Genomic DNA, 12,644 nt, shown 5'->3' on the forward strand with positions numbered 1-12,644 from the left:
GCTGTTCAGCCCTGTCCGAACCAGTCTTCTATGAAGCGCTGGTAGATTTGCGTCAGCGTCTCGAGGTCGGCAATGGCGACGCGCTCGTCGACCATATGCATGGTCTTGCCGACCAGCCCGAACTCGACCACCGGACAATAGTCCTTGATGAAACGCGCGTCGGACGTTCCACCGGAGGTCGACAGCGTCGGCTCCTTGCCGACCGCCGACCTGATCGAACCGCGCAGCGTTTCGATCAGCCTGTCGTCACGGGTCAGGAAGACATGGCTCGGCCGGTCGCGCCAGACGAGCTCGTAGTCGACCGGCGTCTTCTTGCCCTGCCGGTACTTCTTGCGCCTGGCTGCCTGGTCGAGCCGGTTGTGGATTTCGGCCTGCAAGGTCTCGTCCGTCCAGGTGTCGTTGAAGCGGATGTTGAAGGTCGCGGTCGCTTTGGCCGGGATGACATTGGTGGCCGGGTTGCCGACATCGATGGAGGTGATCTCCAGATTGGTCGGCTGGAAATCCCTGGTTCCCTTGTCGAAAACCGGATGCAGCAAGGCATCGACCAGGCTCATCAGCCCGCGCACCGGATTGTCGGCAAGCAGGGGATAGGCGACATGGCCCTGGCGGCCATTGACGGTGACGGCGCCGGACATCGAGCCGCGGCGGCCGATCTTGATCATGTCGCCGAGAGCGTCCGGATTGGTCGGCTCGCCGACGACAGAGGCATCCCATTTCTCGCCCCGCGAAGCCGCCCATTCGAGCAGCTTCACCGTGCCGTTGATCGCGGGGCCTTCCTCGTCGCCGGTGATCAGCAGCGAGACCGACCCTTTCGGACCGCCATTGGCCTCGACATGGCGCGCCACGGCGGCGATGAAACAGGCAATGCCGCCCTTCATGTCGACGGCGCCGCGGCCATACATCTCGCCATTGGCGATCTCGGCGGCGAAAGGCGGATGCGTCCAGGCGGCTTCGTCGCCGACAGGCACCACGTCGGTGTGGCCGGCGAACATCAGATGAGGGCCGTTGCCGGAACGCCTTGCATAGAGGTTTTCGATATCGGGCGTGCCGTCTTCGGAAAACACCGGCCGATCGACCAGGAAACCGAGCGGTTTGAGCATCGTCTCCAGCGCGGTCAGCGCACCGCCCTCAGCGGGCGTCACCGAAGCGCAACGGATAAGGGCGGCGAGGTTTTCGGCGGGATCGGTCGGCAGCGTCATGGCAAAAGCGATAGTCGAAAGCGCAGGGCCTGTCACGGCCAGACATAGGGGCCAGCCTCATGGCTGGCGATACCGCCGATATTATGGTTTTCATGTCGTATAGTTGCGACCCGGCGCGGGCGACAGGATGGCAGACAAGGACAAACGGATCGTCATGGCCGGTGCCGGCAGCATCGGCTGCTATGCCGGCGGCTGCCTGGCGCTGGCCAACCGAGAGGTCATTCTGCTGGCTCGGCCTCGCATCGAGGCAGCGTTGCGGCAGGGTGGATTGCGGGTCAGCGACCTCCAGGGCCCCGATCGCTCGATCAAGCCCGAGGCGCTTGTCGTCACCGCCGATCCGGCCGTCGCCCTGCCGCCGGCGGACGTGATCCTGGTCACGGTCAAGAGCGGCGCCACCCAGGATATGGCGGACCTCATCAAGGCCCATGCCCGCCCCGATGCCGTGGTGATCAGCCTGCAGAACGGTGTCGGCAATGCCGACAGGCTGCGCGCTGAACTTGCCGGACGTACGGTGCTGGCCGGCATGGTGCCGTTCAATGTGGTGCAGTCGCCGGACAGCGAACTGCCGCTGCGCGTTCACCGCGCCAGCGACGGCACGGTAATGGTCGAGGATGGCGACGCCGGCTTGGCCGACCTGCTTGGAGTCGAAGGGTTTGCGGTCGAAACCCGTGGCGACATGAAGGCTGTGCTGTGGGGCAAGCTGCTGATGAATTTGAACAACGCACTGGTGGCGCTTTCCGGCCTGCCGCTGACGGCCGAACTGGCCGATCGGCGCTGGCGGCTGATCCTGGCCAGCCAGATCGACGAGGCGCTCACGGCGATGAAAGCGACCGGCATCGAGCCGGCGCGGATCGCCGGCCTGCGGCCGGCGCTGCTGCCGAAGGTGCTCAGGCTGCCTGACTGGCTGTTCAAGCTTCTGGCGCGGCGCATGCTGGCGATCGACGCGCAGGCGCGCTCGTCGATGTGGGACGATCTTCAGCGCGGCCGGCCGACGGAGATCGACGACTTGCAAGGCGCCATCTTGCAGCTGGCGGGGAAGGTCGGCACGCCCGTGCCGACGGTTCAGCGGATCACCGCCTTGGTGCGCGCGGCGGAAGCGGAGCGGCTTGGCTCGCCGGGCCTGCCGCCGGAGCAGGTTGTTGCACCGGCCGGCCGTCGATCAACGTGATCTTCTGCCAGATTTTCCGCGACAGGTTTGACGCCAGGTTCTCGATGTCGTTGACGCCGTCGATGACCACGTCGTCATTGACCGACTGTGCGAACAATGCGGCGATCTTGCCCGTGATCGACAGCATTTCGGAGCAATAATCGAGGTAACGGGCCAGGTCGGCGGCATTGGTGATGCGGGCGGGCGAATGCGACGTCGGCTTGAAATCGGCCGACAGCGCCGCCGGATCCTTGGTCAGCTGATGCATGTCGATGACGTGGATCAGCGAGCGCAGGCCATGCAGCTGGCGAAAGACCTGCTTGCGCTTGATGCGCTCCTCGGAGCGGATCAAGGCGAGAAATCCGACAATGGCGAGGATGAACATGTTGAGCGAAGCTTCGATGCCTTGCACCGACTGGACGGCATCACCGGGTTTGGAAATGCGGTCGAATGGCAGGACGGTGCCGACGAAGATGAACATCAATGCGCCGGCAACGACAGCGGCGACGATGAGGCCGCGCAGCCACCAGATCGGCGCTTCCAGGGCCTTGGCGCCCTGTGCCAGATCGCGCGACAGCGAGACCAGTTCGGCGGCAACGCCGCGCAGGCCGGCCTTGGGGAAACGCTCCGCAACACGCGTCTCCAGCCGTTCCGCGGTCTCGATGATCAGCTTCGGATCAAGCGTGCGGTAGCGCATGTCCGATCGGCCCTCAGGATTGTTCCGGCTCGTTGGTGCGCCGGCCATAGCGGTTGGGTCCAGGCTGCCCCGGAAACAGGCACAACACAAGGAAGGCGACGATCGACACTACCGGCACGAACAGGATCAGCGCGGCAATGCCCGGCTTGTCCAAATCGTGCAGCCGCTTCACCGCCAGGGCGATGTTCGACCACAGCGAGGCGATGAAGGCGACGAAGAAGATGAACGACCACATGTTGCTCTCGGCCGAACCTTCCGGCACCAGCGTGAAGCGGTAGAGCGGGAAGGCCTGGATGATGGCGACGAGCAACCCGCCAAGAAAATAGGCCGCGCGACTGACGCGGCCCGAGGTTTTGAAGAAAAGCCAGGTGAGATCTGATCTGTCAGGCAAGCGGGTCCGGTCCATATTGATTGGCGCCCCTGGCGCCTTCGAGAATGCCGCATTCCACCAGAAACCAGATCGGGCCGATGAGCGGCACCAGCATGATCAGGCTCCACCAGCCCGACTTGCCGCGATCATGCCAGCGCTTGGCGTAGACTGCGAGTGCGAAATAGATCGAGGCCAGAGCGATGAGAATGCCGATGATGCCGATCTGGGCGCCACTGGCGGTGGTGATGCGTGTACCGAGAATCGCATCGAGAATAAAGGCAACGATGCCAATGACGATGAAAACGCCAATCGCGGCCCAGAACTTGCCACGGTTTATGCGACCATCAAAACTTGTGAGCAGATCCTTCCAGTCCATGTCACCCCTCCATGTTGAACCAGCGCGACCGATTGTCGCGCCGGCGGAAGGTGCGCTCGCTTTGCGCAAAGATCAATCGCGCAGCAATTCGTTGATCGAGGTCTTGGAGCGGGTCTTGGCGTCGACACGCTTGACGATGACGGCGCAGTAGAGGCTCGGACCTGGCTCGCCGTTAGGAAAGGACTTGCCCGGCATCGTTCCGGCGACGACGACGGAATTCGGCGGCACTTCGCCATAGAAGATCTCGCCGGTGGCGCGGTCGACGATCTTGGTCGACTGGCCGATGAAGACGCCCATGCCGAGCACCGAGCCTTCGCGCACGATGCAACCTTCGACCACTTCCGAACGCGCGCCGATGAAGCAATTGTCCTCGATGATGGTCGGACCGGCCTGCATCGGCTCCAGCACGCCGCCGATGCCGACGCCGCCGGAAAGATGCACGTTCTTGCCGATCTGGGCACAGGAGCCTACCCCGACCCAGGTGTCGATCATGGTGCCGGTATCGACATAGGCGCCGACATTGACGAAGGACGGCATCAGCACGGCGCCCGGCGCGATATAGGCCGAGCGACGCACGATCGACCCCGGCACGGCACGAAAGCCCGACTTTTCGAAATCGACAGCGCCCCAGCCATCGAACTTCGACGGCACCTTGTCCCACCACATCGCTTCGCCGGGACCACCCTTGATGATCTCCATCGGATTGAGCCGGAAGGACAACAGCACGGCCTTCTTCAGCCACTGGTTGACATGCCACTTGCCGTCGGCCTGCCGCTCGGCGACGCGGACGGCGCCGCGGTCGAGCAGGTCGAGCGCCGACTGGATGGCATCGCGCGTTTCGCCGCGCGTCGCAGTCGAAATCGCGTCGCGTTCCTCGAAGGCCTTCTCGATGGTCTTTTCGAGGCTCGCCAGATCGGGCTTCGACATGAATTCGCTCCATTACCAAGCTGTTAAGGGGCTGCGCCTTAACCTGTTTTGAAAGTCGCGCGGACCCCATGCATGCTTCGCATGCTTGCGTCTTTGCATGTAGCAGGTTCTTGTCACAAAACCGCGGGACACTTTTGCGGAACCTGCTTATGTGAAGCCTTGGTGAGGGTCAATCGCGGCTGCGTCATGGGGCGGCGCAAGTTAAGAATTTGGACGGGTAGAGCATATGACACCTATGGAAAAGGCGGGCTGGACGCCACTGCCGCATTCGGACGAGGATCTGGAGCGGTCGAAGAGTGTGCCGGACACGCCGCAGACGCGTGCCGAAACCTACCGGCTCGCCTGGAACGATCCCGACTTCATGACGCGGCGCGAGTTGCGCGCGGTCCGGCTGCAACTCGAACTCCTGAAACCGGAGATGATCCTGGCCGAACGCGGCATCCGTTCGACGGTGATCCTGTTCGGCGGCGCGCGCCTGCCGGAACCCGGCGGCGAGGCCTGGGCGGCCAAGAACGAGACGCAGAAGAAGAACCTCGAGGAAAACAGCAAATACTACGAGGAAGCGCGCAAATTCGCCCGCCTCTGCTCGCAGCAGTCGGCTACCTCCTATTACCGCGAATATGTCGTGGTGACCGGTGGCGGGCCCGGCGTGATGGAAGCGGGAAACCGCGGCGCCGACGATGTCGGCGCGCCGTCGATCGGCCTCAACATCGTCCTGCCGCACGAGCAGGCGCCGAACATCTATGTGACGCCGGAGCTCTGCTTCAACTTCCATTATTTCGCTATCCGCAAGATGCATTTCGTCATGCGCGCCAAGGCGGTCGCGGTGTTTCCGGGCGGCTTCGGCACGATGGACGAATTCTTCGAGACGCTGACCCTGATCCAGACAGGGCGCATGGAGCGCGTGCCGGTGATCCTGTTCGGCAAATCCTTCTGGAAGCGGGCGATCAATCTCGATTTTCTCGCCGAGCAGGGCACGATCAGCCCCGGCGATCAGGACATCATCGACTTCGTCGACACCGCCGACGAAGCCTGGGGGATCATCAGCCGGTTCTACAAGCTGGGGGAGTAGGGCAGTGGGGAATTGAAGAGCTGGTGAATTGAAGAACTGGGGAACTTGATCCGTGGAGACCGTCCTTCATTCTTCAATTCTTCAATTCTTCAATTCCCCTCTTCCTTCCCCCTCCACAATCGCCGTCAGAAACCCCGCCAGATCGTCGGTTACGAAATCGACATCATCCTCGTTGGCCGGGTCGCGCTCCCAGATCTCGGCAAAGGTCGGCTCGAAATTGCGCGGCACGATAAGCACCGTGGTCATGCCGAGCGACTTCGGCACCGACAGGTTACGGGCAAGGTCTTCGAACATCACCGCATTGTGGCCGGTGACGGCGTGCAGTTCGGCGAACTTCTCGTAGGTCTGGCGCGCCGGCTTGGGATTGAGCCCGGCGGCGACGATGTCGAAGATGTCGTCGAAATGGTCGAGGATGCCGAGTTGGCGCGCGGTGCGCTCGGCGTGCCTGCGGTCGCCATTGGTGAAGATGAACTTGCGGCCCGGAAGCTGGCGGATGGCGGTGCCGAGAACGGGATCGGGCACCAGCCATGAATAGTCGATGTCGTGGACCTTCTCGAGGAAATCGTCGGGGTCGATGCCATGACGTGTCATCAGGCCGTTCAGCGTCGTGCCATATTCGCGGTAGAGTTCCTTCTGCAACTTGCGCGCATCGTCGCGCGGCAATGCCAGCAGCTCGCCGACATAGGCGGTCATCTTGACGTCGATCTGCGAGAACAGATTCGAATGATGCGGATAGAGCGTGTTGTCGAGATCGAAGACCCAGTCGGTGACATGGGCGAAGCGGGCGGGGTCAGGGAGCGTGGTCATAGGCTCCTTATGGCATGAAACGCGCATTCCGAAAGCGACTTTATCCACAACTTCTGCTCGTTGAGGTTGCGTAAATCGCCTCACGATTCAAATTTTAGGCATCTGGGAAAGGTGGCCTTCAGGGCTTGCTGGCAGAGAGGCAGTCTTGTGGGAGCAAGCGATGAACAGCATAATTCTGAGATCCGCCGCCGTTGCTTTCGCCTCAGTCGCGGCCTCTCTCCTGCTGACCCTGATCATCGTTCCGGCCATGGGATTTCCGGTCAATCGTACGATCTGGCTGACCTCCACCCTCTGTCCGCTGGTGCTGGCGTGGGCCGCCAGCGCAAGCACTTTCTGGCAAAGCGACAGGCTGAAAAACGCGCATCGCGATCTCGCCCGCGCTCATGCCCAGCTCGCCGCCGCGCATCGCCGACTGGCGGAAAAGGCGAGCCGCGACGACATGACCGGCATGCTCAACCGGGAAAGTTTCTTTGCCGCGCTTGACGGTTCGCGCCGCAAGTCCGATCGCGGCGCGCTGCTGATCATCGACGCCGACCACTTCAAGACCATCAATGACAATTTTGGCCACCTGACCGGCGATGATGCGCTGCTTTTGATCGCCAGCGCGATCCAGCGCGGCGTGCGCAGCGGCGATGTGCTCGGCCGCATCGGCGGCGAAGAGTTCGGCGCCTTCCTGACCGGCGCCACCGAGCAGGAGGCCAAGCGCGTCGCCGAGCGCATTCGCCGCGAAGTCGAGCTGATCCGCTTCCGGCCCGTCGACGAGCGGACCATCCCGCTCACGGTCAGCATCGGCGGCACCGTCTGCGGCGAGGAAGCCAGTGTGTCGGAGCTGATGCGCGCCGCCGACCGACGCCTCTACCAGGCCAAGCACCAGGGCCGAAACCTGACGATCCTCGATACGGATATCTCCGCGGCGGCGTGATCCGATCCGACACAACCAGCTCGTTAAGGAAATTCTAACTCTGTTTGCACTCGGTTGTGCCGTTTAGCCAGGCTTTCACTGCTTTGCGGCCAGACTTGGCACGATACTGGCTTCCACGGTGATGCATGTGTCGTTCCGGGAATTGCCGTTCTGGGAACGCCCATGCGGTACCGAAGCCCAGCCGAGAGACCAGCCATGAGTTTCATCATCAAGAAAATGTCACGCCGCGCGCTCGTGCAGGCGTTGATCGCATTGCCTGCCCTGTCTTTGTTCCGCAAGTTGCCTGATGCCGATGCAGCCGATCCAGAGCCCGACCCGAACGAGATCGTCGAGGTCAATGGCTGGATCCTGAGGCGGAGCGACCTGGCATGATCTTCGACAGCTACGAGGCGTATCGCGCCGCGAACTTCACCCCAAAAGTCTGCATCCTCGGCTCCGGCCCGGCCGGTACCACCATTGCCCGCAAGCTTGGCGCGGCCGGCATTCCGGTGGTGGTGATGGAGGCCGGTCCGCGCGAATTCAGCGACGAGTCGCAGGACTTTTACCGGGGCAGCACGGTCGGCGATTTCTATTTCGATCTCGACATAACCCGGCTGCGGTTCATGGGTGGCAGTTCCAACCACTGGGCAGGCTGGTGCCGCGTGCTCGATAAGCAGGATTTCGAGCCGAAAGCCTGGGTACCCGATACGGGCTGGCCGATCCGCCGCACCGACATCGAACCCTATCTGCCGGAAGTGCGCGACATTCTCGACCTTCCGGCCCTCCGGCCCGATATGCCGATCTCGGACGACATTCGCTGGGTGCAGCTGATCAAGAGCCCGGCCGTGCGCTTCGCCGAGAAGTTCGGCGATGAACTCGACAAAGCCACGAACATCGCGGTGGTGCTCAACACTTGTGCCACCGAACTTGCCGGCGACGGCAAACGCGTGACTGGCGCCAGACTGTGGTCGAACGGGCAGGATGCCGGCTCATTCAGTGCCGACTATTTCATCGTCTGCACCGGTGGGCTGGAGAATTCGCGGCTGCTTCTGTGGTCGAACCAGCGCTCGAACGGCGGCGTCGTGCCGAATGCGACGGCGCTTGGCCGCTACTGGATGGAGCATCCGACCTTCGAGGGCGGCAATGCCATCCTGACCGACTACGACGCGTTCGAGGTCGATGCCGTCAACGAGGCCTTCTTCTCGCCGACACTTGCCGCCACGGAGCGGCTGCAGATCATGAATTTCGGCATCAGATTGATCGAGACACCGTATCCCGGGGTCAAGAGCCTTATCGCCGATCTCGCCTGCACGGCGCCCGACATGGCCGAGTGGATGTCCTCCAAGCTCAGCCAGAGACTGCGCTGCGCCGCCCAGCTCTACGTCGCCTGGGAGCAGGCGCCGCTGGCCTCCAACCAGATCGAGTTGTCGAAGACCGATGTCGACCACGCCGGCGTGCCGCGCATCGAGCTGCACTGGAAGAAATCGGAAATGGAGCGCCGCACCCTGCTCGAAGGGCTCAGATTGTTCGGCAAGACGCTGATCGAGAAGAATCTCGGCCGCGTGCGCATTGCCGATTGGATCAACAACGGCCAGGACTATCCCACCAACGACGAGACGGCAGGCCATCATCATATGGGCGGCACGCGCATGGGCACCGACGTCACCAAAAGTGTTGTCGACGCCAACTGCAAGGTGCACGGCATGGACAATCTCTATGTCGGCGGCTCCTCGGTGTTCTGCACGTCGGGCCAATGCAACCCGACGACGACGATCACCGCGCTGGCCTGCCGGCTGGGCGATCATCTGAGCAAGGTGGTCACCGCCTGACGTCTGCGGCAACGTGCTCGCTATAACGTCGCCGGGTCGAGCGCCGGCTGGTCCTTACGCCGGGCGACGATCGCCGCGAAATCGGCGGTCTGGAAGGCATCGCGCAAGGCGTCGAAGGACGGCAGCACGAAATAGGCGCGCTGGAACTTGTCGATCTCGTAGCCGGTGCGCATCACCGTTTCGAGGTCGAATGGCACGTGGTGGGCGTCGTTGCCTTCGACTGCGAACTGCAGCTCGGTAAACGACGACATCAGGCCGGCGCCAAAGGCCTTTAGCGGCTGGCCGGCCTCCTGCATCAAGCCGTATTCGGCCGTGTACCAGTAGAGCCTGGAAATCATCTCGTCGCCGCCCAGCGCGATGATGTCGCCGGCCTTCTCGCCATACATCTGCATGAAATCGGCGAACACCGGTTGCGACAGCGCCGGCACGTGGCCGAAGAAATCATGGAACATGTCGGGCTCGACAATGTAGTCGAGCTCCTGCCTGGTCCGCAGCCAGTTGGTGACCGGGAAGCGGCGATCGGCGAGATGATCGAAAAACGGGGCCGCGGGAATGAGCCCCGGCACCGCGACGATCTGCCAACCGGTCAGTTTGCGCAGCTTGGCGCTGACCTCGTCGAAATCGGGAATACGGTCGAGCAGGCCGAGTTTTTCGACGCCGTCGAGATAGGAATGGTGGGCGAGCTTGCGCGTCAATTTGGTCTGGCGCTCGCACAGCGTGCGCCACACCGCCTGCTCTTCTTCGCTGTAATCGTAACCCTGCGACACGGTGAAATCGGCACGGCAGACCGAGTAGTCGCCGCGCAATCCTTGCGCCGCGCAGTCGCGGGCGTATTCGGCAACGCTCATCGTCGTCATGGTTTTCTCCTCGCAAATCATGAATGGCAGACGTGCCGAAAGGCTACCCGGATTTGCCGAGGCAAATCGGTTTTGATGATGGCTCGAACGGAATATTCGAGATAACATCCACTCACAAAACCCTCTGTCGGAGTGAAAATGCCTCAGTTCGACGATTTCGAGATCAAGATGCTCGATGTCCTGCAGCGCGACGGGCGCAAGCCGGTTTCCGAACTGGCCCAAGAGATCGGTCTGTCGACGACGCCGTGCGCGCGGCGCTTCGAGGCGCTGCAGGAGGCCGGCATCATCAAGGGATTTGCCGCGGTGATCAGCCGCCGCGCGGTCGGCCTGATGGTCGAGGTGTTCATCCAGGTGCGCCTGGTCAGCCACAGCGACGGCTCGCCCGAAAGCTTCATCGCCGCCGTGCAGCGCATGGACGAGGTGTCCTCGTGCTGGACGATGACCGGCGACCATGACTTTCTGCTGCATGTCATGGTGCCGTCGGTCGACGAGCTCAACGCTTTCGTCATGCACCGGCTGATGCGGCTCGACGGCGTGCGCGACGTCCACACGCAGTTGGTGCTGCAGAACATCAAGGGGCCGGGCCATGTGCCGCTCGGGCATCTCCGGAAGTGAGAATGCCTCCTTTCCTCACCCCTTAAGCAAAAGCTGCACGCAAACTGCTGAAACGGGCCAAGCGCGTGTCCACATCGCCGGCCAGCTTGCGCGGACCAAGCGCCCAGAGGTCCGCCATGAAAATCGTCCTGATCAATCCGCCGCACACCGCCATCGGCAGCCGCGTGCCCGACGATCATTTGCCGCCGCTCGGCCTGCTGGCGATCGGCGGGCCGCTGATCGATGCCGGGCACGAAGTACGGCTCGTCGACGCCGAGTTCGGGCCGATGCCGCTCGATGACGTCGTGCGCAACGCACTGGAGGACCACCCCGACTTCGTCCTGATCGGCCATTCCGGCTCGACCTCGGCGCATCCGACCGCCTTGCTGATCGCTGAGCAGATCAAGCAGCGGGAGCCGGCGACCATCATCATCTATGGCGGCGTTTTCCCCACCTATCATTGGCGCGACATCCTGTCCGCAACGGATACATTCGACTTCATCGTGCGCGGCGAGGGCGAGGCGACCGTCGTGGCGCTGGTCGAGGCGCTGGAAATGCGCCAGCCGGCGGCGAGCGTAGCCGGCATCGCCTATCGCGACGATCTCAGCCGTCCCGTAGCCACGCAGCCGGCCATGACCATCGCAGAACTCGATGCCTACCGCGTCGGCTGGGAGCTGATTGAGCACTCGCGGTACAGTTACTGGGGCGGCAAGCGGGCCGTGGTCATGCAGTTTTCGCGCGGCTGTCCGCATCTGTGCAACTATTGCGGCCAGCGCGGCTTCTGGACCCGCTGGCGGCATCGCGATCCCGTAAAGTTCGCCAAGGAGATCGCCTGGCTGCACCGCGAGCACGGCGTCGAGCTGATCAATCTCGCCGACGAGAATCCGACGGTCTCGAAGAAGGCCTGGCGCGTCTTCCTCGACGCCCTTATCGCCGAGAACGTGCCGGTGCTGATCGTCGGTTCGACCCGCGCCGACGACATCGTGCGCGATGCCGACATCCTGCATCTCTATCGTAAGGCCGGTGTCATCCGCTGGCTGCTCGGCATGGAAAACACCGACGAGCAGACGCTGCAATTGATCCGCAAGGGCGGCAGCACCTCATCCGACCGCGAGGCGATAAGGCTGTTGCGCCTGCACGGCATCCTGTCGATGGCGACCTGGGTTGCCGGCTTCGAGGACGAAGGGTTTCGCGATCTGTGGCGCGGGTTTCGCCAGCTCATCGCCTACGACCCCGACCAGATCCAGGCGCTTTATGTGACGCCGCATCGCTGGACGCCGTTCTTCCGCATTGCGCGGGATCGCAAGGTGATCCAGCAGGACGCGCGCCTTTGGGACTACAAGCACCAGGTGCTGCAGATGACGCGTCTGAAACCCTGGATGCTGTTCTTCAGCGTCAAACTGATCGAGCTCGCAGTGCAATCGCGGCCCAAGGCGCTGGCGCGCATCCTGTTCCACAGGGATCCCGAGCAGCGGCATTCGATGCGCTGGTACACGCAGATGGGCCGCCGCGTCTGGTTCCGCGAGGTCTGGGGTTTTCTGGTCCGCGACGTCAGGGTGAAAGACGGCCCGACGCTGGCTGAATTCTGGGGCGCGCCGCAGGACGCCGAGGAGGAGTCAATGACCGTTCGACGCCCAGCGCGCAAGCTGACTCTGCCTGGGACCGCGATTCGTCGAATGCCTGACCGCGCAAATGAGCTTGGCCCGCAGCCGATACTATCCTGAAAATAACATACGCTGCGTATGCATATTGACATACGTCGCGTATGCACCCACATCGCGCATGCGGGGCGTATGTCAAAAATCACCCCGGATTGGTGGAGCGCAGCGATCCAAAACCCCGAAGCCTTGCGAACGGCTCTCGCCCTC

14 protein-coding genes are annotated in these 12,644 nt (G+C 62.8%); 7 read left to right on the plus strand and 7 right to left on the minus strand.

Annotated elements, in window-relative coordinates; translation table 11 throughout:
- Positions 1–5: 5 nt before the first annotated feature.
- On the minus strand, positions 6–1,199 hold the full coding sequence (gene dapE, locus NKJ37_RS25265) for a succinyl-diaminopimelate desuccinylase (protein WP_352775453.1): 1,194 nt from the start codon (positions 1,197–1,199) through the stop codon (positions 6–8).
- Positions 1,200–1,326: 127 nt separating this feature from the next.
- Here dapE and NKJ37_RS25270 point away from each other — a divergent pair, with 127 nt between their 5' ends.
- The gene (locus NKJ37_RS25270; protein ID WP_352775456.1) at positions 1,327–2,367 is read left to right on the plus strand and encodes a 2-dehydropantoate 2-reductase; all 1,041 of its coding nucleotides are present in this window, start codon (positions 1,327–1,329) and stop codon (positions 2,365–2,367) included.
- Here NKJ37_RS25270 and NKJ37_RS25275 read toward each other — a convergent pair.
- The 4 genes from NKJ37_RS25275 to dapD form a co-directional block, all read right to left on the minus strand.
- Positions 2,270–3,043: a hypothetical protein gene (locus tag NKJ37_RS25275; RefSeq protein WP_023810765.1), complete on the minus strand. Its 774-nt coding sequence runs from the start codon at positions 3,041–3,043 to the stop codon at positions 2,270–2,272. The two genes, NKJ37_RS25270 and NKJ37_RS25275, sit on opposite strands and share 98 nt — an antisense overlap.
- Positions 3,044–3,056: 13 nt before the next feature.
- The gene (locus NKJ37_RS25280) at positions 3,057–3,434 is read right to left on the minus strand and encodes a DUF805 domain-containing protein (protein WP_023810766.1); all 378 of its coding nucleotides are present in this window, start codon (positions 3,432–3,434) and stop codon (positions 3,057–3,059) included.
- The gene (locus NKJ37_RS25285; RefSeq protein WP_128304182.1) at positions 3,427–3,789 is read right to left on the minus strand and encodes a DUF805 domain-containing protein; all 363 of its coding nucleotides are present in this window, start codon (positions 3,787–3,789) and stop codon (positions 3,427–3,429) included. Before NKJ37_RS25285 ends, NKJ37_RS25280 begins: the two co-directional genes overlap by 8 nt.
- 72 nt (positions 3,790–3,861) lie before the next feature.
- Complete coding sequence (dapD, locus tag NKJ37_RS25290) at positions 3,862–4,716, minus strand: 2,3,4,5-tetrahydropyridine-2,6-dicarboxylate N-succinyltransferase (protein ID WP_023810768.1); 855 nt, start codon at positions 4,714–4,716, stop codon at positions 3,862–3,864.
- A gap of 226 nt (positions 4,717–4,942) precedes the next feature.
- Between dapD and NKJ37_RS25295 the strand changes: the two genes are divergently transcribed.
- Positions 4,943–5,788, plus strand: a complete 846-nt coding sequence (locus NKJ37_RS25295; protein WP_023810769.1) for an LOG family protein — start codon at positions 4,943–4,945, stop codon at positions 5,786–5,788.
- A gap of 81 nt (positions 5,789–5,869) precedes the next feature.
- Here NKJ37_RS25295 and NKJ37_RS25300 read toward each other — a convergent pair whose 3' ends face one another.
- Entirely contained in the window at positions 5,870–6,595 is a 726-nt protein-coding gene (locus NKJ37_RS25300; protein WP_023810770.1) for a pyrimidine 5'-nucleotidase, read from the minus strand.
- 160 nt (positions 6,596–6,755) lie between these two features.
- Between NKJ37_RS25300 and NKJ37_RS25305 the strand changes: the two genes are divergently transcribed.
- The 3 genes from NKJ37_RS25305 to NKJ37_RS25315 all read left to right on the plus strand — a co-directional run bounded on the left by NKJ37_RS25305 (position 6,756) and on the right by NKJ37_RS25315 (position 9,325).
- Positions 6,756–7,517, plus strand: coding sequence for a GGDEF domain-containing protein (locus NKJ37_RS25305; RefSeq protein ID WP_352775460.1), 762 nt, complete (start codon positions 6,756–6,758; stop codon positions 7,515–7,517).
- A gap of 195 nt (positions 7,518–7,712) precedes the next feature.
- Positions 7,713–7,889: a hypothetical protein gene (locus NKJ37_RS25310; RefSeq protein ID WP_352775462.1), complete on the plus strand. Its 177-nt coding sequence runs from the start codon at positions 7,713–7,715 to the stop codon at positions 7,887–7,889.
- Entirely contained in the window at positions 7,886–9,325 is a 1,440-nt protein-coding gene (locus tag NKJ37_RS25315) for a GMC oxidoreductase (RefSeq protein ID WP_352775464.1), read from the plus strand. The genes NKJ37_RS25310 and NKJ37_RS25315 overlap by 4 nt, the downstream gene beginning before the upstream one ends.
- A 20-nt stretch (positions 9,326–9,345) precedes the next feature.
- Here NKJ37_RS25315 and phhA read toward each other — a convergent pair whose 3' ends face one another.
- Positions 9,346–10,182: a phenylalanine 4-monooxygenase gene (phhA, locus tag NKJ37_RS25320; protein ID WP_352775467.1), complete on the minus strand. Its 837-nt coding sequence runs from the start codon at positions 10,180–10,182 to the stop codon at positions 9,346–9,348.
- A gap of 138 nt (positions 10,183–10,320) precedes the next feature.
- Between phhA and NKJ37_RS25325 the strand changes: the two genes are divergently transcribed.
- Both NKJ37_RS25325 and bchE read left to right on the plus strand, forming a co-directional pair.
- Positions 10,321–10,797, plus strand: a complete 477-nt coding sequence (locus NKJ37_RS25325; protein WP_352553158.1) for an Lrp/AsnC family transcriptional regulator — start codon at positions 10,321–10,323, stop codon at positions 10,795–10,797.
- Between the two features lie 116 nt (positions 10,798–10,913).
- Positions 10,914–12,500, plus strand: coding sequence for a magnesium-protoporphyrin IX monomethyl ester anaerobic oxidative cyclase (bchE, locus tag NKJ37_RS25330; RefSeq protein ID WP_352775470.1), 1,587 nt, complete (start codon positions 10,914–10,916; stop codon positions 12,498–12,500).
- The last annotated feature ends 144 nt before the right edge of the window (positions 12,501–12,644 follow it).

The sequence above is a fragment of the Mesorhizobium sp. M0140 genome, assembly GCF_040322475.1.
Classification (GTDB): domain Bacteria; phylum Pseudomonadota; class Alphaproteobacteria; order Rhizobiales; family Rhizobiaceae; genus Mesorhizobium.

Excerpts from the sequence above, each read along its gene's own strand:
- NKJ37_RS25285 (WP_128304182.1), bottom strand. The coding sequence starts at position 3,789 with ATGGACTGGAAGGATCTGCTCACAAGTTTTGATGGTCGCATAAACCGT.
- dapE (WP_352775453.1), bottom strand. The coding sequence starts at position 1,199 with ATGACGCTGCCGACCGATCCCGCCGAAAACCTCGCCGCCCTTATCCGT.
- NKJ37_RS25275 (WP_023810765.1), bottom strand. The coding sequence starts at position 3,043 with ATGCGCTACCGCACGCTTGATCCGAAGCTGATCATCGAGACCGCGGAA.
- NKJ37_RS25315 (WP_352775464.1), top strand. The coding sequence starts at position 7,886 with ATGATCTTCGACAGCTACGAGGCGTATCGCGCCGCGAACTTCACCCCA.
- NKJ37_RS25300 (WP_023810770.1), bottom strand. The coding sequence starts at position 6,595 with ATGACCACGCTCCCTGACCCCGCCCGCTTCGCCCATGTCACCGACTGG.
- NKJ37_RS25295 (WP_023810769.1), top strand. The coding sequence starts at position 4,943 with ATGACACCTATGGAAAAGGCGGGCTGGACGCCACTGCCGCATTCGGAC.
- dapD (WP_023810768.1), bottom strand. The coding sequence starts at position 4,716 with ATGTCGAAGCCCGATCTGGCGAGCCTCGAAAAGACCATCGAGAAGGCC.
- phhA (WP_352775467.1), bottom strand. The coding sequence starts at position 10,182 with ATGACGACGATGAGCGTTGCCGAATACGCCCGCGACTGCGCGGCGCAA.
- NKJ37_RS25305 (WP_352775460.1), top strand. The coding sequence starts at position 6,756 with ATGAACAGCATAATTCTGAGATCCGCCGCCGTTGCTTTCGCCTCAGTC.
- bchE (WP_352775470.1), top strand. The coding sequence starts at position 10,914 with ATGAAAATCGTCCTGATCAATCCGCCGCACACCGCCATCGGCAGCCGC.
- NKJ37_RS25310 (WP_352775462.1), top strand. The coding sequence starts at position 7,713 with ATGAGTTTCATCATCAAGAAAATGTCACGCCGCGCGCTCGTGCAGGCG.
- NKJ37_RS25325 (WP_352553158.1), top strand. The coding sequence starts at position 10,321 with ATGCCTCAGTTCGACGATTTCGAGATCAAGATGCTCGATGTCCTGCAG.
- NKJ37_RS25270 (WP_352775456.1), top strand. The coding sequence starts at position 1,327 with ATGGCAGACAAGGACAAACGGATCGTCATGGCCGGTGCCGGCAGCATC.